Raw genomic sequence first — 18056 nt, 5'->3', positions numbered from 1 at the left:
GGCGCATTTCCGCTCGCTGACGTTGTGCTACGTTAATATTCAATCATTCACTTTTGGTCGACGGCTCCCATCTTATGCCACGCCCCAGCGTAGTTGGATTTTCAGCTACGCGAGTGCTCCTAATCCTGATAGCGCCCCTCGGCATCTGCGTGTATGTTGTCTCATATCGAAGGGGGCTAACATGAAAATTGGATGTGCTTTTCTGATTTTCGGCCTGCTATGTTCTGTTGGACAAATCGGCCGACCCGCGCCCGCCCTTGCTGAAGGCTTAGGAACGGACCTTAAGAATAACAACGAAGTGACGGGCGTTGGTCCGGCTGGCGATGTCCCTATCGGTGACATAAAGGATCTTATTACTTGGAATGTTCTCGACCACTCCTATCCGAATCTGAAGTTGAAATGGAAGTCCGACTCGATCGCGGTCTGTTGGGAAGACCCCTCTCAGAGCGTTGAGGCCGATCGAGCCTTGGTGAAGAAGGCAATAGAGGAGTCTTGGGCGGCGAATTCCGCATTACAATTTGTCGGCTGGCAGAAGTGTGACTCCCAAAATAGGGGTATTAGGATCGCTGTCGAAGACAGTGGTCCTCACACGATGGGCTTGGGCACTGAAATTAATGGCATACCAAACGGCATGCTGCTGAATTTCACCTTCCACCAATGGTCGCCCGCTTGCAGGCAGAGCGAGAAGATGCGTGTCGAGTGCATCTATAGCATTGCAGTGCATGAATTCGGGCATGCGATCGGCTTTGCCCACGAGCAGAACCGTTCCGACACTCCTACGCAAGGGTGCTACGATCGGCGCCAGGGCGGAAATGGCGATACGTTTTTGACCCCTTGGGATCCCTCCTCAGTGATGAATTACTGTAATCCAGACTACAACAATGAAGGTAAGTTGAGCCCTCTTGATGTTTTTGCGGTGCAGAAGGTTTATGGCGCGCACCAGCAGTGATCTTAAGGTCAAGAGCGCAATAGCAGCGATCGTGACCATCGCCGGCATCGCTGTGGCATCGGCTGAGGACGTTCAATTAGATCGCAAGATGCTGGTCTTTGTGGAAGTGGATGCCGAGGATGCCAACGGTGTGCCTCTCCCATCCAACCAGGGAACAGGATTCTTTGTCGGCACATCAGGCAATATCCTGACTAGCTACCATCTGGTAGGGCGGCTCAAGGGAGCACGCCCTGGCACGCTCAAGATCACCGTGCACGTTGGCAGCAAAAAGGCACCCCCAATAGATGCCGATATCGTTGAGAAGAATTCTGATCGAGACATACTGCTTTTGAGCATCGACCCGATGTTGCAGGGAAAGGCGACCTGTGTCGACACGGGTTATTCACCTAAGGAAAACGATGCCATCTTCACCGCTGGATTTCCGGGCTCGCTTTCCTTTGTTCAGACATCGGGTCGCATCGTCTCAACTGAGGGGCCACATGGAACCTGGATCGTCGATGCCGCAATCAATGAAGGCCAAAGCGGCAGCCCGGTTCTCGACAGCAAGAGGAACGTGGTCGCAATTGCAAAAGGACAGGTCAATGATGACCAGCACAATGCGGTGCCGGGTCAGTACATGGTCATGCCTATTATCGACGCGCCGCGAATTTCAGTCTTAGCCAAGGCAGGATGCGAAGACCCCGAACTCAACCAATGGCAGACTTTTACCAGGAACGTACATCTAGGGGCACCGCGACACGCAGTCGAAGAGGCGCTAGGCAGGCCGCTGATTGAGACCCCGGCGAAAGCTTTGGCCAAGGCACTGCATTTTTCTCAAAACTTCCGTTTTGCGATGGACCAAGGTGTTAAATTAAAGCTTTCGGATCAGGAGATCGCGAAGGTCAAACAGGGGATTGCTGATGCGGATGTCCGAACCAGCGCCTATACGCGCGCTGCATTCGTGGCAGAGATTGTTTACTTCGAAGACGTGGTTGCGCAATTCTCAATCCTCCTGACCAAGCCCACGCCGCACTCGATCGACGATTTGACGGACAGGCCCCCTTGGATCGGCTATAAAACTCCGCCGTCTGTACTCGGCGAATTGTACTTCTCTGAGGTCGGATGCCCCTTGTCTGGTGCCAGCAAAGATGACGCCTGGATCAGGATGGAATGTGGCGCGGACATAGTTACGACGGGGGTCGCAGTTGACCTATTCTGGTCGAGCGATGGCGCAGTACTAAGCGGATTCGGTAACCAGTATGTAGCTGTAGGCGAAGGTTCCCCGCTGCAAGAGAAGTTCGAAATGGGTGTGCTCACAGGTATCTGGCTTCTAGCGGATATCGCAGATATAGGGCTGTATGATGCCGGACCGAGGCAATGTGGTAACTACAGCATTTCTCCGATAACTGTTGAGGCGGAGCTGGATCAGGCACTTGCGGCTATTGCGACTTTTTCGGATACGGCCAGTGACGCTAAACAAACTCAAGCTCAATTTTGCTTCAGCACACAGATTGTGCAACCAAATGGAATTGTCATCCGGGAGGACAGCGCTTCCTTACAAATAGCGATTAGCAATAGTCAGAACGTGTTGATTTATCCGAAGATTATTTCTGATGGGATGTTCATGGGGTCATATCTCGGTGCTCGGCGTAAATCCCTGTTCCCGCCAGATCATTCTAACACCTCGCCCGGCGCCCAAGGCAAGTGACTCCACTGCTTCTTACTGAAGTTGTAAGTCGACTGAATGTCACTACACGAACCCGGCGAGTAGATCTGGCTGACATTAATCCGTGCGTAACAGCGGCGTGTCCGACCGTCCATTGAACAGCGAGCTTAGCCGGAACGACAACTCGCGACCCGATGATGCCTTTCCTTGGAACGACCATCGGTCCGGATCGGGATCATGAACGGACCTTGGACAGCCCGCCTGCCAGCGCCAGCGCGCGGGCCGCATCGCCCGACAGCCGGGACACGCCGCCCGTGGGTCGCGCCGGCCGTCCAGATGATCATGGTGCAGGAATCGCGGCCGGGCGGATTGTTGCGGCAGGTGGGATAGTGGTCGACCGGCGCGTTCCAAAGCAAGCGCGGTGCCGCGTCACGGATATTTTCAACAAACGGCGGGCTTCGTAGCCGTTGCGCCAAGCTTGCTCACGCGGCGTGCGCAAGCCGGCCCCGGGCCGCGCCTATAGTAGAGCTCCGGCCGGTAGCGCGGTGTGACGAATTCACGAAACGCTGATGCCAGTTGCGTGATGGGAGCCAAGAGTTCCATGACACCATTCCTTTCCCGGTCGTCGGCAGGAACATTGGCCGGCAGGGCCGCGGGCTTCACAAGCCGCCCGTGTAATTGAATGCGACTGACTCCTAGAGACAACCATCCAACACCTCGGAAGCGAGCTGTCTTAGAACCACAATCCGAGCTTGGCGCTTGGCGAGTAGAGGTCAGCCAAAGGCAGGTTGGAATCGACCTGACCCGCCACCGAACTCTCATCCAGCGTCGATTAGAGCCTTGGCAGTTTCTGTTACGCCATGGGGCGCGGGGGAACCGGCGGAGGCGCGTGGCCTTCGATCAGCGCAGCGTCGGAGCCGGTTGCGGTGATGACCCCGGCATAGGCCGCTGGGGTCTGGTATCCAGCGAACCTTGCAATCTCGTGTGGCACGGTTCTTGCTACCACTGCTTCAGACATGCCGGGCGCGAAGACCCTGTTCCACATCGATACCGGCGTGTGAGGTAGGGGCAATGATGTCGCGCAAGCTTCTGTTCGGCCTTCCAGCAGCGTTTTTGGCCGTCTCCCTGGGGGTAGGCCTCTGGTCGTCCGTCACCTCGTGGGAATTTCTGACTGCGACCCAATCAGATTCGGTCTTTTTGTTCGAGCGGTCCATCACCCGAGACCGTATGGACGTCGGCGTCGCGGAATTCTCACCGTGTCCGCCGGGTGTCACAAGGTCATAAGGAGCGCCTCGGTGGCCGCGAGACTGTGGATATGGTCGCGCATAGCATTCCTGAAAGATGCGGCCCCCGCCGGTACATCCGCGGTCGGCGGAAAAGGCTTCGTAGCGCAGACAAAAATCGGAAACGAACAGCCTCCTGCGGCGGAGTCTCGCGGTTACAGGAATCGGCTAAGAGTGCGCCCAGAGAGAGATTGTGTCATGGATTATTCGACTTTGATCACTCAGTTGGCATCAGCCTTTCGCGAATTCGTTGCACCGCGCTACCGGCCGGAGCTCCACTATATGCGCGGCCCCGGGCCGGCCTCCGCGCGCCGCAAGAGCGCGCGCTGAAGGCTGGCCTTCATCCCTCCTGATCTCTTGCAGTGTCGCATGGCAACTGCGCGCCTCGCGGACCGTGCACTGCGTCTTCCGGCTTGGCGCCCAGGCCCTTGGCTCACCCATTTCCGGTCCGGTCGGTCCGATATGTTTCCTATTCTCCTACTCCTGCGCCAATATCGGTCATTGGTTGCTGTTCGCGCTTAGAATTAGAAAGAGATCGGACCGACCGGACCGTTTCGAGTCGGAAACCAGCATCCTCGGGCGCAAGCGAATCATCGCATTGCGGATCTGTCTGGATGATCATGGACCCGCGTGGATTAGCAAGAGACTGGTGTTGGTTCTTCCTCTAATTTTGGTCTGAGAAACCTGACCGGAGGAATCGCCATGACTGCCCCACGTCCGTCCAAGACCCATATCGGAAATCATCGGCTGCATCCGGAAACGTTGATGCTGAGCTACGGCTTTGACCCTCAGCTGTCGGAAGGTGCGGTGAAGCCGCCGGTGTTCCTCACCTCGACCTTCGTGTTCCGATCTGCCGAAGAGGGGCGCGATTTCTTCGATTTCGTCTCCGGACGCAAGGAACCGCCGAGCGGAACCGGAGCCGGGCTGGTCTATTCCCGCTTCAATCATCCCAACAGCGAAATCGTCGAGGATCGCCTGGCAATCTACGAAGGGGCCGAGGCCTGCATCCTGTTCTCGTCCGGCATGTCGGCCATCGCCACCACTCTGCTTGCGTTCGCCCGTCCGGGTGACGTCATCGTGCATTCGCAACCGCTTTATGGCGGCACCGAAACTTTGTTAGCCAAGACCTTGGCCAATTTTGGCGTCGGCGCTGTGGGTTTCGCCGATGGCGTCGATGAGTCAGCCATTCGCACAGCGGCGGATGAAGGCTGCAGGAAAGGCCGCGTATCGCTCATCTTCATCGAAACGCCCTCCAACCCGACCAACTCGTTGGTCGATTTTGTGGCGGCCGACCGCATCGCCGACGAGATCGCCGCCAAACAGGGCGAGCGGCCGGTCGTCGTGTGCGACAATACTTTGCTCGGACCGGTTTTTCAGCGTCCGCTTGACCACGGCGTCGACGTTTCCGTCTATTCCCTGACCAAATATGTCGGCGGCCATTCCGATCTGATCGCTGGCGCGGCACTTGGCAGCAGGGCCGTCACCAAATCCATCAAGGCGCTAAGGGGGGCGATCGGCACGCAGCTCGATCCGCACTCGTGCTGGATGCTCGGCCGCTCACTGGAAACGCTGAGCATTCGGATGGAGAAAGCCAACGCCAATGCCCGCATCGTCGCCGAATTCCTGGCCGACCACCCGAAGGTCGCAAGGGTGGCATATCTGCCGTTCCTCGGCGACGACACTCCGGCCGCAGGCGTATTCAGGACGCAATGCACGGGTGCCGGATCGACATTTTCGTTCGACATTCGCGGTGGTCAGGCCGCGGCGTTCGCGTTTCTCAATGCCCTTCAGATATTGAAACTTGCCGTCAGCCTGGGCGGCACGGAATCGCTGGCTAGCCATCCTGCCGCCATGACCCATTCGGGTGTGCCCAAAGACGTTCGGGAACGAATCGGCGTTCTTGAGTCGACAATAAGGCTGTCGATCGGCGTCGAGCACCCCGACGACCTTGTCGCCGATATCACCCAGGCGCTCGCCCTCGCCTGAAAATGCCGGCGACCGCCCGCCTTCAGCTGACAGTTCGAACGATGTTGCGCGATACGCCGCATTCCTTGCATTGGGCAGTAACTCCACCCCCGACATCTGGTGGGCGGACTGGCGTCCATCTCGTCGCGATTGGCGCGTCCAGGGGGTCACCCTGACCCACCCCCGGTTTTTTTGAACAGTTGTGTGCGTCAAGTTCTGCAAAAATGGCGTGGCATTCAGCGGTGACGTTGGCGTGTCCGCCGCGCAGCCCCCGTGTTTAGCGGAGCGGCGGACATGGCGGCCGCCGGAGCTTCAACGGCAATATGTGCCGGCGCTGCCAGCTGGGTCAGGCGGTCTTCATAGGTCTTGATTGATTTCTTCGAGGCGAAACTCTGTAGCGCCTTCAGAGGCTCAGCCCGCATGCGCGTGGTTAACTCGGCAAGACCTTCGCGTGTAATATAGCGCCGGCCAATTTTTGTATCCCATTCGTGGTAGGGCATGTCCATTAGATCGAATGCTTCGAGTAGCCTCTTGACGCCGGAAGTTGGCAAGGAATTGTCGTCCCCGTAGAGTTCGGCGATTAGCGGGCGCAGACTGGTTGCGACTTCCCCAGGCAGGTTTTTGTCGGCATCCTCCAACGGCGCACGTACGACCTCGGCTAGCGACACTCGCCCTACAACTAGGTACGCTGGGGAGCCCTCGTCCGTGGTTTCTGTGAACCGACCCTGGTCGATAAAGTTCAAGGACTTGGCGGTCTCCTTGGAGACGTAGAGGTTTGTTGCCTTCGCGGGGTCGCCGAAACTGGTCGCATCTACTACGCCCACCTTCTCGTAGCCGACCCTCTCCACCGCCTTGAGCGTTTCCATAATGATACGAAGTCGGCGCTCTTCGCGCTCGTCGAGCAGTGCCCGCAGTTCCGTATATGCGATGGCGCTGGTCTGGGCCGAGTAACGGTAATAAATGGCCGCATCTTTAATCTAGGATCAAAGCCAATCACTCTGAACGACCGAGTTCGGACCTTTCCCGGACATTTTGATGCCGACAGCCGGCACGTCGAAAGTTGACCCATCTCTGCCCTTCGTTCAGAGAAGTTATACGGAAAACCCTGGCCCTGAACTGTAAATGAAGGCGGCGGACCGAAACACGTCATTTAAGGCAGCTAACCGAAACGCCGTTCTCTGGTTGACCGCCCGCGGACTTCCATGCGGAAGCCGGACAACCATGGCGGGCACTTCGAAAAGGGGTAACTCGACAACCAATACGACATCGACATGTGCTGGACATCGCGGACATGACGCAAGGCCGCCTCGTTCCTGTGGAGACGAGAGTTGCGACGCGCGACAGCCTTGCTGCTGGCTGGTTTCTACTCTTCCCCGGCTTGGTTGATAAGTTTTTGCATCGCGGCCCGAACGCCACTCTCGGCTTCCAAATTCGGTGCTTGTGCCGGAGCCCGCATAGCGCCCGCTGGATACGCTTCCTGAATAGTGGAAACGTCAACCTCGGAAAGCATATTGTTTTTTCGAGAGATGTAGCAACTGGATGCCTGACCCTGCCTAAACGCCTCAACCGGAAGACTATATAGCATAATGGATTCGGGATCGAACTCGGTTAGAATGAGACCGTTCCTGGATTGATTAACCAGCAGCCTCCGCATGTTCCGGTCGACCTGCTCTTTGCTCCAGCCAAAGGAATTATACAGGTAACTCCAGTCAAATTCCTCTTCACATTTGGCTGCTGGACTCTGATGTTCGTGCTCAAACCCCAGTGCATGTCCGAACTCATGCAGCACTGTACCTTTCTGGCCATCAGTGAGTGACCGTCCGTCTCCCATTCCGCTGAGATTCAAGGTCTGTTTTTGCGGCTTAACATACTTTGCTGAAACGCCAACGTATGACCAGTAGCCCTTTCCACGAAAACTAACCCGAATGTCAGTCTTTTTGCTCCCGTCACAGCGGTTCCTAGAACCTTTAGGCCCGAAAGCGAAACTCGCTGAAGTCCCCTCCGTCCAGAGGTTTGCAAGGACCACCACTTGCTCATGAGCCGCAGGAGCTCCATCGAAGAAACAGACTGAAATTGTGTCATTCGGCCAAAGGAACGCTTCCTGAACGAAGCCCTCTAGTTCATCTTCGCCTTTTTCGGCTGCCGCCTGGGCGGCGAGCTCCTTTCTATAGGAGGCGATCTCTTCCAAGGTCTCTATCGTCTCGGCGTCTAGAGAACTCTGTTCAACAAAAATTCCCTCCAAGTCATGGGAGGTCGCAAGCCCCGGCCATGTCAGACTACAAAGAAAAAGGGCTACGCTTCTGTACCGTTTCCTGGACATCGCTTTCCCATTTCCTAATTGTTTGCCAATTCAAGAACACTCTTTGGAAGAAATATCCCCATGTTTAGGCTAGGTTCGCTGCCACAATTCACATCATTGATTTCGGCTCTAGACGTACCTCGTCCGCTCCGTATATGAATTCCTATTATTGATAGCCTCGTACCGTACTCAGCATCTTCATCCTTCCAGATGGCCATGACTGCGGCGCCGCTCATGCCCGGATATGTCGGAGAGCCATGAATCAGACAATGGTCCGGCCTAGCAATGAGACCGTCTTCTTCTGACTCGAACAAACGAGCTCCGTTCACTCGCGAAAAGCGCACTGCCTCAGTCCATCGGTCCGGATCGCTCTTCAGGATGTACGTAAAGTCGACTGCGCTAGCGGCGACCACGATTATAGCCTGCTGCCGCAGGTGGCTCTCGCTCAAATCTTCCGGGTCCGCACCGTAATCGTCTCCCGGATCCTCAATTCGATAGATCATGAAATCGTTCGCGTCTGTAAGAGGAGGGAACCCATCCGGATAATCAACCACTCGGAGGTCTTTGCCTGGCGAGGAAAACAACCGAACGCGAACCTCTTTTGGAGCGGTCTCCCGGCAATGTTGCGCGGTGACAATCAGATCCTGTGCAATGCGAAAGCCGGAACACGCAATCGAATACTCGTCCCCCATCATCCTGAAGAGTACAACCAAGTGTTTGTTTAGAAAATCGATCGTAACGGGCTTAGCAGTTCCGACGTATGCAAGGCATTTTTCGTCGTATTCCAGAAAAGCTTCAACGTGGTCGCCGATCAAATCTTTCACTTTCGCTACAAGGGGTCCGTCAATTTCAGGTACTTTTTGGACGAGACGGGCATAGGCCGCCGGACAGTCAGGATGGTAGGGTCCGGCAGTCGTCTCTTCCGCAGCATTGGCAGCGCAGATGCAAAGCGACGTGGCAAGCCAGAAGAAGATTAGCTTGGTCACTGGTGACAGAATCCTCTACTTGACGCCCCGCCCGTAAGCTTATCCCTCGTCGGTTTCACATCTCCATGGCAGGTACGACCACTGCCAGAACCCAGTATTGCTTCTTTGCCAGCGCCGGGGTCTGGTGGTCTCTGAAAACCACCTCCTGGGCCGGGCGGCAAGGGCGATCCCCCTTCCAGGCCAGAGTATTGTCCGCCATTGAACCGTGGGGATGCGCCTGGATAGTCGTTGTACCCATCGTTCCATTGTGGGTTTCTTGGTGGCCATTGTCGGGATCTTGGTGGGTTTGGATTATACCGCTGTGGATCTCGGTACTGCCTCGGCTGGTCGCCACCCTCCGTCCAGTCGTCCCCTCCATCGTTGACATAATATTCAACGTCTTCGTTGTCGGAAGAGCGATAGTAGCCGGAATCATCTTCAGAGAAAGATATATCAGATTGGCACCCAGCCAAAAATAAAGCCGCGCCAAGAAAACGGAGTGACTTGCGCGATGACACACAACCCTCCCAAGACAGGTGATATTCCCCGGATTTGAGATATTACTATACATTCGCTTAGTTTGCAATCAGCGAGCTTACTTTTAGAAAGGTCGTGTCCCACCGCGTGGTGTAGGTCGGCGGTAGCGAAGCCGCTGGCGAGCGCGCCCTCAACAGCGCTGTAGCGAGCGAGCGGCTTCGCGGCGGTCCTTCGGTAGGGTTGGGTTGCTGACACAACCTGATTCGAAGGGAGCCACCGATGACCGACGACATGATGAACCTGCGCACGCTCGTAGAGAAGACCCCCGACGCCGATATCCTGCGCGAGATGATCGGCTTTGCCGCCGAGCGGCTGATGGAGCTGGAGGTGGGCGCCGCCACCGGCGCGCCCCATGGCGAGAAGACCCCGCTGCGGCTTGTCCAGCGCAACGGCTACCGCGACAGAGACTGGGAGACGCGGGCCGGCAGTGGCGCGCTGATCAGTCCGGCCCATGCCGGAGAGCACGGCGACCAACGCCGTCAGCTACACCACGCCAGTGGGCACGATCCTTTTAGACGGATCAAGAAGCGTGCATAGAACTTGGAAGCCGGATTCGGCAGGCTGCAGGGCTCCCCGCAGACACATGGTACGGCGCGAAATCAATCGGATGCGAGCATGTTTGTAATAGTCACCGCACGGAGTGCTTTTACGGTCAAGCTTAATGACCTGACCCGCTCCCGAGGGGTGGCTCGCGCTTCGACGGCGGACATCGTGGCCGAGCGAATGCCTGCTTATTGGGCGCTGTGCTCGTTCCCGCCGACCGATACAAACGGCAAGATTCCACCCCCAGCCCCGCTGTTAAATTTTAACCTTCTTGTTGCCTAACCTCCCTAAAGCTCGCCATCTCATCTTCGGAAGCGACGACGACAATAACGTGAGCCACCGTCGGAAAAAATTTGACAGCTGCCCTGTTGTACGAGACAATTTCCAGCAAGTCTCCCGACGGGGTCGGCGAACTTCCTAACAATCCTAAATTAAAGGTGTACCATGTCGTACTCGTATATCCCGTTGACTGCGAATACCGCCGATCCACTGGCGAAATTTCGTTGCTCGCTTGATCCAAACAAAATTAAAGCCCTCTCATCCAGCGAAAGGGACGCTGTCAATCAGTATGATTTGATGATCGCAAAATGGCGTGCTGAACTCAGTGACGTTGAGGACGCGATCGCGATCACTCCTGAAGGCCCGATCAAATTCGGCCTCGTCCGTCAGGCGAATGAACTTCGACGAGTGGTCGGGGCTCTGTTTCCGTTCGTTCAGCCCTACCAACACTAATACTCCAGCCCAACAGCCCCTCCTGCTGGCTGCCGGAAGCCTCTCGGGAAACTTATGTTCCAACCGATGCAGAAAGTTCGTTCCGCCTGGGAATATTTCTCAATGTTTTCGGGCAAAACAATGCAGAACTCAAGTTCCGCCTACATTTAATAACGATCTCATCTCGGGGATTATTTCCCTTTGCGTCACGCGTCTGCTTTGACCGAGTCTTTTGACAGATTACCGGGCGATCCACTGCCGGCCGGACGCAGACCGCGAACAGCGTGAGTGCGCCGACTTGGTAGGTCTTGCTCTCGAAGGGAATCTCAGGTGAAAAGTCCGCGCGTAGCCTAGTTGTGATGTCGGCTTCGTCCGTGATCGCCGCCGGATCGGTGCCCACAATCAGACGAGGCCTGTCGGAAACGCCGAAGACGATCGTACCCCCCAAAGTGTTAGCGAAGGCGGCTAGCGTCCGTTCATATGAAGCAAGCTGAGCAACGGTGAACTGCTCTTTGAATTCGAGCCTCCGGCCTTCGCGGCTCCTTACGCGAAGAGTAACTAGATCATAGTCTATCAAATCTGAGATATTGTCGGGCAGTGACATCAGTAAGCTTCTCCGAGCGAACCATTCCTGGAATATCCGCCAGCACTGTCTTCTTCCGCGTATTTCTCGCTCGGGCCGTTGCTCAAGTGGCGTTAATCGCAACTTTGTGGGCCATCCGGTTAGGGCCGACTGTAGCAAGTGGCGATAACAGTACGATCGCCGAATGGGTCATAGAAGAGATTTCATAACTGCCGGATGCACGTTTCCTAATATCGACAAATCCCAACCCCAGCTTAGGGATTTCGACGTCAACTTGGAACGTCATAAGTCTTCCATCGGCCCGATCTTGGACGCGCAGTATGGCTCCTCGAATAGAAAAAACCTTGCAGGACTTCCATCCTTCTTGGGGTGCACCAGCTGCTGCCCCTTCATTGCTCACGCAGTCATGTTTCGGCCAGGGATGTCCTAAGTGATCGAAAAACACACGGCTCCCATGCTCGTTCTGATAATAGTAGACGTCGGCGCCACACTTCGGGCAGTTCGTTCGCCATACGATACAGTCAACAATTGGGCTGATTGCCGGTTGAAGAGCGCCGAGGTTCGATGAACGATTGCCGTAGTGAAAGCCACCAAAGCCGCATCCACAAGATGGCGAGTGGTTCAGCGCGTTACACACCTGCTTCTATACCAGTTGGGATGGATGGTCTCATGCGAAGATCGATTGCCTGGGGAAATAGGTCATACTATGGGCGTCCGGATGAGACCCACTGACCGAGTTCCTCCACAGTAAAAGGTCTAAGCCTTTCCTTTGTCCGGTGAGAACGGCGATGGCACGTTGGGCAGAGGACTTCGAGATGGTGTGCAAAGGTTCTACGCTGGCCAGAAGCCAGTGGGGTTGGATGATGGGCATCAAACATGGCTGAATCGCTGTGACTGAATTTGCATGCCTCGCACGTGATTGCACCATATCGCAGAGCGTTTAGACGTTTCGCTTCCCGTGCCAGCTTTGGATCTCTCTCGAGATTCCACTGTATTTTCCAGATCCGCTTTCCTTCCTCAGCTCCTTGTGGCGTGTCCGGCAGCCCTGGCAAATGCGTCCTTACGAGGAGGGGCACCTCACTGTCGTAGAAATTGGGTGGTGCAGGCAGAACGACCGGTTCTAGCTCGCAACTACTAAGCACATGCCATAGCTGCTCAACCTTTGATTGTGGGCGGACGATGCCGTCCTGCGCACCCGAGAGAATTGTTCGATCCGGCATTCCGAGGTCGGCAACCAAATGCGGTTCCTCCTTAAAGTGCCAAACATTGTGAAGAGCCACCGAAACCGGCCACTGTGCGAGCCGCTGCACCTCTTCTGCATCACTGAGGAGCATCGCAGTTGGCCCATACACCGTGGAGACTTGGGCAAGATTTGCAACGCGCCCCTCAAGGTCCTCGCGAACATTGCCTCCGCCGCCAATCGTTAAAACAAATGGCGCGGCCACAGCCTTGGTCGCAGCAGACCTGGCTTTAGAAAAATACTGTTCCTCCTTCGATGGATCGCCGCGTCCGCCAAAACATAGAACGTGTGAGGAGATGCGCCCGAACACTGCCTTTACACCCATTATCTTACTGACTTCCGGCACGACGTCACTTAACCGGATCGAAACAGGCTCTGTCGCCGAAACGGGAACCGCCCTACGCAGCCTTGCAAGCACTTCGACGATTCGCCTTTGCGTATTGGCTCCAACGTGCGCGGCCGGCCTATATCCCGTTACCCAGGTTTCATTTAGGCTTTCCAAGACGTGCGAAATGTTCTGCATCCGGAACTCCACTGCACTGTCAGATCTATCCTTCAGCGGGCCTTGCAGGAGGGTCCTTCGATACGCAGACTTGTTGAACGCGCGACCAACCTCTTCTGCTTTGAGCATGTCAAGGTAAGAACGCACTACTGCAGTCAGTTCGTCTTCAGACCATTCATTATGTGTGGGCATTGCTCTTCCTGTGGCCTAACTTGTGCAGGAAAACGATTTACGGTAGGAGTTTTGATGTCAAATCCGCCCATCGTTGCGACAGTGTTGTCCTACTTTGACGAAGCCCGGCAAGATCCGCACCATCGATTTAAATCCTGGGAGCACTGCTACACGCAATTTGAGGGACCTTCGAACCTCGCGAATGATCTATCGGCGCTGCACCTGGGGTTTTATTTGGCAAGTTGGGGTATGATGCGGGGCTCTAGTTTTTTACTGCAATGCGATTTCAAGGTTCATAAGCTGGCAGTTGAGGTACTCGGGCGAGAAAACCGGACCAAACTACGGGGAATTGGCGCAAGACGAGCTCTGGGATTCCAAGCCGAAATCTTCGAAATGCTCGATGAGATCCGGTCAACATACCGAGAGGTAAGCAAAGGCGCCGAGCCGACCGACACGTTAGTAACGAAGGTGGTGTTAGGAATGTTAGCGTGTTTGCCCGCCTATGACCGCTACTTCATAGCAGGGTTAAAAGTGTGCCGGCTGCCCTTTTCCTATTTGAATAAAACTAACCACACGGCCTTGATGAACTATTGCGACGAGCATGCTGCCGAATTCGAGGAGGCGGGTGCTGTGATTGCGGCGCGCGGAGCCGATTACCCTCCCATGAAGCTGATAGATATGTATTTTTGGCAAGTTGGGCGAAGTTCTGCGTCGTTATAGTTGGTGAGGACACTACTGCTGATGTGGCCATCACCAAAGCTAAAACAACTTGCTTCCTGTTCGGGATGAAGGGGGACATTTGCACCCTTCCGCCGAGGGGTGTCTGCGGCTACCGACCATTCAGCAGCGAGCCGCGAATTTATGCACCAAATCATCAGGCGACGCCTCGCGTGTCAATTCAAAGTGCGCAACCTGTCTGAAGCGAACCGAGGCGTGAGGCGCACTTGCGCTTTCTCTCTTGCCGCACTCAAAGGCCGGAGGCACATCGTGCAAAAGACCGGCGACCGTGAATGCCCACACCGGCTTCAGTAGACTACAGGTGGTCCGAAGAGGAGCTCGATGAAAACCTCATTTTCGTCTCTCCCTAGCGTCACGTCGAAATAGGCCCAGTCTTGTGCCAAGCCCAGCACGATGGTTATCCCCCACTCGCCCAGGTCCAATGAGTCCGCCCAATCGCCCATCTGACCCGCGATCTCGGCCGCAGAAGCAGTCGCAGTGGGGAAGACCGGCCAGAGCAGGATGTAACCGCGCTTGAGCTGCCGGTGGGCGCTCATCATTTTTTTCTCGCCTTTCAACATGCTGACCGTTCCTTGCGCAATCGTTGGCGAACCACTATTGTGGTACCATGTTGTAGCAGACACGCACAGCAGCGCCCCGTCAAGCTTTTTTGGAACAACTTGGTACAACATGTCAAAAATTCTGACCGCCTCGAAAACTCGATCCAATCGACCGGGCTGGTCCATCACGTTCCGTCATCCACTTCGCCAGGACAGCCAAGGCCGCCTCGGTCGTAAGGTTCGTCGGGGGCTTGGGACGAACGACGACGATGAGGCCGAGCGCTTGGTCGCGCAGATGAATAGCCTCCTTCACGACCCTAGCTGGTGGAACGCCACCCGTCGTGCCGAAGCGGAGAGGAAATTCGAGCCATCGATCGTCAAGGCCTTCTTCGACGACCTGCAAACCGGAAGTGCAGCGCCGGAGGATCTACGGGAAGCCTTTCTGCGGCTGCCCTCGGCTCAGGACGGATACTCGCGAGTTCTGTTCGTAGGGACGACCGGTGCTGGAAAAACCACCCTGCTTCGGCAGTTGATTGGCTCGGATCCCGATGTTGATCGATTTCCATCGACTGCACCTGCAAAGACAACCATTGCGGACATTGAGGTGATTGCCGGCGGACAACATTACAAGGCTATCGTCACCTTCTTCACCGAGTTTCAAGTGCAGACCTACGTTGAGGAATGCATCCTGGATGCGGCGCTCGCTCGGCATTCGGGCCTACAGACGGCCAAGGTGGCCGAACGCTTTCTCAATCACCGCGACCAAAAATTTCGGCTAAGTTACATTCTCGGGCCCTGGTCGAGTGGAGAAGTGATAGACGATTTCTCGTTTGAAGATACAGACGAGGAAGAGAACGCCGCCGCTGTCATTGTCGATGAAGAGATTATTCCGGACACGGAGCAACGCGCGAGCCGGGAGGCCTTGGAGGCAGTTATTCGCCGCATTGAGGAACTTACCGACGCCATTTCGAGAGAAATCTCCGAGAGCCTTGGCGTCGACGGGAGGCAAATCTCCAAAGAAGACCATGACGCCTATCTGGAGCTGCTGGGCGAGGAGTTCGAAAAAGAGCTTCACACCCAGGAAGAGTTTCATAATCTAGTTCAGGACGTCCTGGACTTAATCCGCATGAGGTTCGATCGCATCCAGTCTGGTATATTGGGATATACAGGTTCGGGTTGGCCCCAATCTTGGACTTTCGAGGCGACCGACCGTTCGGAATTCATTCGCAGCATCCGCTGGTTCTCCAGCAATTACTGGCCTCATTTTGGTCGTCTGCTCACGCCAATTGTCAACGGCATACGGGTGCGCGGGCCGTTGTACCCTGAGATGAAACCCTCTGGTGCCAAATTGGTCCTAATCGATGGGCAGGGTATCGGGCACACACCTGACGACGCTACGAGCCTGACAACACACATCAGCCGAAAGTTCGCGGACGTGGATGTAGTGTTGCTTGTAGACAATGCTCAGCAGCCCATGCAGGCGGCGCCTCTCTCAGTGCTCAAGGCCTTGGCTATCAGTGGTTATGATGAAAAGCTTGCGATCGCCTTTACGCATTTCGATCAGATAAAGGGGCAGAATCTTCCCGGCATGGCGGAGCGTCGTGCCCACGTAATGGCGTCCGTCATAAGTGCGCTCTCCAGCCTCCAAGATAACGTCGGCGCGCGCATTGTCCGCAACTTAGAGCGCGGGTTAGATGACCGATGCTTCATGCTTGGCGGCACACAGAAGAAGCTTTCGGCCCTCAAGCCGAAGGTCGCGGCGTATATGTCTATTCAACTCAGCACGCTCATCAATTTCTGCGTGCATGCAGCCGAACCGAAGGATCAGCCGAAGGCGGCTTTGGCTTACGACCCCATTGGCATCTCTTTCGCAGTCCAGAGCGGCGCTTTGAATTTCAACCGAGCTTGGCGCGCGAAGCTGGGATTGGGATCTCACGCGCACCTTCGTAAGGAGCACTGGACAAGAATCAAGGCGCTCACCAAGCGAATCTCCGGCGAATTTGATGTAGAGTACGACACGCTTCGGCCTGTGGCTGATCTCCAGACTAGCGTGTTGGAAGCTATTTCTAGATACCTCGATGCGCCCGTTAGCGAGTTGGACCAAGAAGAGGAACAACGAGCTACAACGCGTGCACGGCAGATCGTGGCTGCAAGTCTGAATCAACTCGTCCGGCGACGGCTGGTCGATGGCCAACTCGAGAACTGGCGAGAGTCATTCAATGACCGCGGCAAAGGATCTGTTAATCGTCGAGCGACGGCCTTGGCGAACATCTGCGCGACCGCAGCCCCGGTTCCCGATGCGGTCATGGGGCAGGAAGCAAGGGTATTCCTCGGCGAGATAGCGCGCATCGTTTCCTCTGCAGTGGAGGCGGTGGGCGGAATGCTAAGGTCCGGAACGCAGTGAGAACAAACAACATTCGACCGAACTGACAGCGCAGAGAGTCCGCGGCAGATATTTTCGGAAATGGTGATCAACCGCCTCCCAATGGTTGCAACCGCTCTGTCCGCTTTCGAAGTGTTACTCGGTGAAATTATTGAGTACGCAGTGCTGACACCGGCCCTGCTACGCATACCGTTCGCCATACCTCAGTTTTCCGCGGCGGCGCAGCTACACGGGCGCACCACCCCTGCGGGGCCGCTATGCGGACCACAAACCGTGAACAAAAAAGTATGAGCCAGCGCGCGCAAAAGCGGCTAAATTCACGGTGTGATGATCACGGGGAGTCTTTGCGTAGGAGCATTCTAGGTAGTTTCCAATGGCGCACTGCACCAGGACTTTAGTTCCTAGGTGTTTAGCTCAACACACCGGGCAGTTCCTAGGACTGCACTCAAGACCCTAACGCTACTCGTTACGGCTGATCACGCATTCAACCCCAATCAACATGTTGGGAGCGAACGCGTGGGCCGTGGTCGAGATCGAACCATCGTTTCACCGGCTCCCTTGGAGACAAACGATGGTCGCAATCTATCAAATTCCTGGACCCCACCATGCACCCGGCACTTCCGCCGAGAAGCTCCTCAATCTCAAGCAAGCTGCCGACGAACTTGGCGTATTTTACTGGCAAATCCAACGCGCTGTGAGGCGAGGGGATATCCCCTGCTATAGGCCGTTTAATAGCAGACCGCTCGTCAAGCTGTCTGAAGTGGTCGCCTTTATCGAGGCCTCCCGCCAGGGAGGAAATTCATGATTTCGCCTATCCGCGGAGTTCCGAACTTCGATAATCCCGTCGAGTATTTGACGCCACCGACTTACATGTCGCACATGCATCCAGACCAAGCCGGCCCTCCAAATCGGCCGAACGCGTCCCAAACGTTGGTAGTGCTGGTCGTTGTCCACGCAGGCCCTCGCTCTCTAGACTCCAGCGCAGCGCGTCAACAGGGCAGCT

13 protein-coding genes and 1 pseudogene are annotated in these 18056 nt (G+C 55.8%); 8 read left to right on the top strand and 6 right to left on the bottom strand.

The window, feature by feature from the left end; all coding sequences use genetic code 11:
- Positions 1-181 precede the first annotated feature (181 nt).
- The 3 genes from AC0L3I_RS03105 to AC0L3I_RS03095 all read left to right on the top strand — a co-directional run bounded on the left by AC0L3I_RS03105 (position 182) and on the right by AC0L3I_RS03095 (position 5863).
- Positions 182-949: a M12 family metallopeptidase gene (locus tag AC0L3I_RS03105; protein WP_473525939.1), complete on the top strand. Its 768-nt coding sequence runs from the start codon at positions 182-184 to the stop codon at positions 947-949.
- Positions 930-2636: a S1 family peptidase gene (locus AC0L3I_RS03100; protein WP_473525938.1), complete on the top strand. Its 1707-nt coding sequence runs from the start codon at positions 930-932 to the stop codon at positions 2634-2636. The genes AC0L3I_RS03105 and AC0L3I_RS03100 overlap by 20 nt, the downstream gene beginning before the upstream one ends.
- Before the next feature lie 1943 nt (positions 2637-4579).
- Positions 4580-5863: a cystathionine gamma-synthase family protein gene (locus AC0L3I_RS03095; RefSeq protein WP_473525937.1), complete on the top strand. Its 1284-nt coding sequence runs from the start codon at positions 4580-4582 to the stop codon at positions 5861-5863.
- A 215-nt stretch (positions 5864-6078) separates the two neighbouring features.
- Here AC0L3I_RS03095 and AC0L3I_RS03090 read toward each other — a convergent pair whose 3' ends face one another.
- The 3 genes from AC0L3I_RS03090 to AC0L3I_RS03080 form a co-directional block, all read right to left on the bottom strand.
- Positions 6079-6708, bottom strand: coding sequence for a hypothetical protein (locus tag AC0L3I_RS03090; RefSeq protein WP_473525936.1), 630 nt, complete (start codon positions 6706-6708; stop codon positions 6079-6081).
- Between the two features lie 497 nt (positions 6709-7205).
- Entirely contained in the window at positions 7206-8162 is a 957-nt protein-coding gene (locus AC0L3I_RS03085) for a M12 family metallopeptidase (protein WP_473525935.1), read from the bottom strand.
- A gap of 14 nt (positions 8163-8176) precedes the next feature.
- The gene (locus AC0L3I_RS03080) at positions 8177-9127 is read right to left on the bottom strand and encodes a trypsin-like peptidase domain-containing protein (RefSeq protein WP_473525934.1); all 951 of its coding nucleotides are present in this window, start codon (positions 9125-9127) and stop codon (positions 8177-8179) included.
- 735 nt (positions 9128-9862) lie between these two features.
- Between AC0L3I_RS03080 and AC0L3I_RS03075 the strand changes: the two are divergent.
- Together AC0L3I_RS03075 and AC0L3I_RS03070 are read left to right on the top strand one after the other, a co-directional pair.
- Positions 9863-10090: pseudogene (locus tag AC0L3I_RS03075) on the top strand (transposase); the annotation flags it as partial.
- A 561-nt stretch (positions 10091-10651) separates the two neighbouring features.
- The gene (locus tag AC0L3I_RS03070; protein ID WP_473525933.1) at positions 10652-10918 is read left to right on the top strand and encodes a hypothetical protein; all 267 of its coding nucleotides are present in this window, start codon (positions 10652-10654) and stop codon (positions 10916-10918) included.
- 52 nt (positions 10919-10970) lie between these two features.
- Here the strand turns inward: AC0L3I_RS03070 and AC0L3I_RS03065 are convergent, their stop codons facing one another.
- Positions 10971-11501, bottom strand: coding sequence for an AlbA family DNA-binding domain-containing protein (locus tag AC0L3I_RS03065; protein WP_473525932.1), 531 nt, complete (start codon positions 11499-11501; stop codon positions 10971-10973).
- Positions 11502-12184: 683 nt separating this feature from the next.
- Positions 12185-13414 (bottom strand): hypothetical protein, encoded by a 1230-nt coding sequence (locus AC0L3I_RS03060; RefSeq protein ID WP_473525931.1) that lies wholly within the window; start codon positions 13412-13414, stop codon positions 12185-12187.
- A gap of 54 nt (positions 13415-13468) precedes the next feature.
- Between AC0L3I_RS03060 and AC0L3I_RS03055 the strand changes: the two genes are divergently transcribed.
- Positions 13469-14113, top strand: coding sequence for a hypothetical protein (locus AC0L3I_RS03055; RefSeq protein WP_473525930.1), 645 nt, complete (start codon positions 13469-13471; stop codon positions 14111-14113).
- Between the two features lie 305 nt (positions 14114-14418).
- On the opposite strand, the gene AC0L3I_RS03050 is transcribed toward AC0L3I_RS03055, so the two are convergent.
- Positions 14419-14802 (bottom strand): hypothetical protein, encoded by a 384-nt coding sequence (locus AC0L3I_RS03050; protein ID WP_473525929.1) that lies wholly within the window; start codon positions 14800-14802, stop codon positions 14419-14421.
- Between AC0L3I_RS03050 and AC0L3I_RS03045 the strand changes: the two genes are divergently transcribed.
- A complete protein-coding gene (locus AC0L3I_RS03045) occupies positions 14801-17074 on the top strand; it encodes an ATP-binding protein (RefSeq protein ID WP_473525928.1) in 2274 nt (757 codons plus the stop codon). The two genes, AC0L3I_RS03050 and AC0L3I_RS03045, sit on opposite strands and share 2 nt — an antisense overlap.
- 550 nt (positions 17075-17624) lie before the next feature.
- On the top strand, positions 17625-17858 hold the full coding sequence (locus AC0L3I_RS03040) for a helix-turn-helix domain-containing protein (protein WP_473525927.1): 234 nt from the start codon (positions 17625-17627) through the stop codon (positions 17856-17858).
- The last annotated feature ends 198 nt before the right edge of the window (positions 17859-18056 follow it).

It is taken from the genome of Mesorhizobium sp. WSM4840 (assembly GCF_055811755.1).
This window is presented reverse-complemented; position numbering and strand designations above follow the sequence as displayed.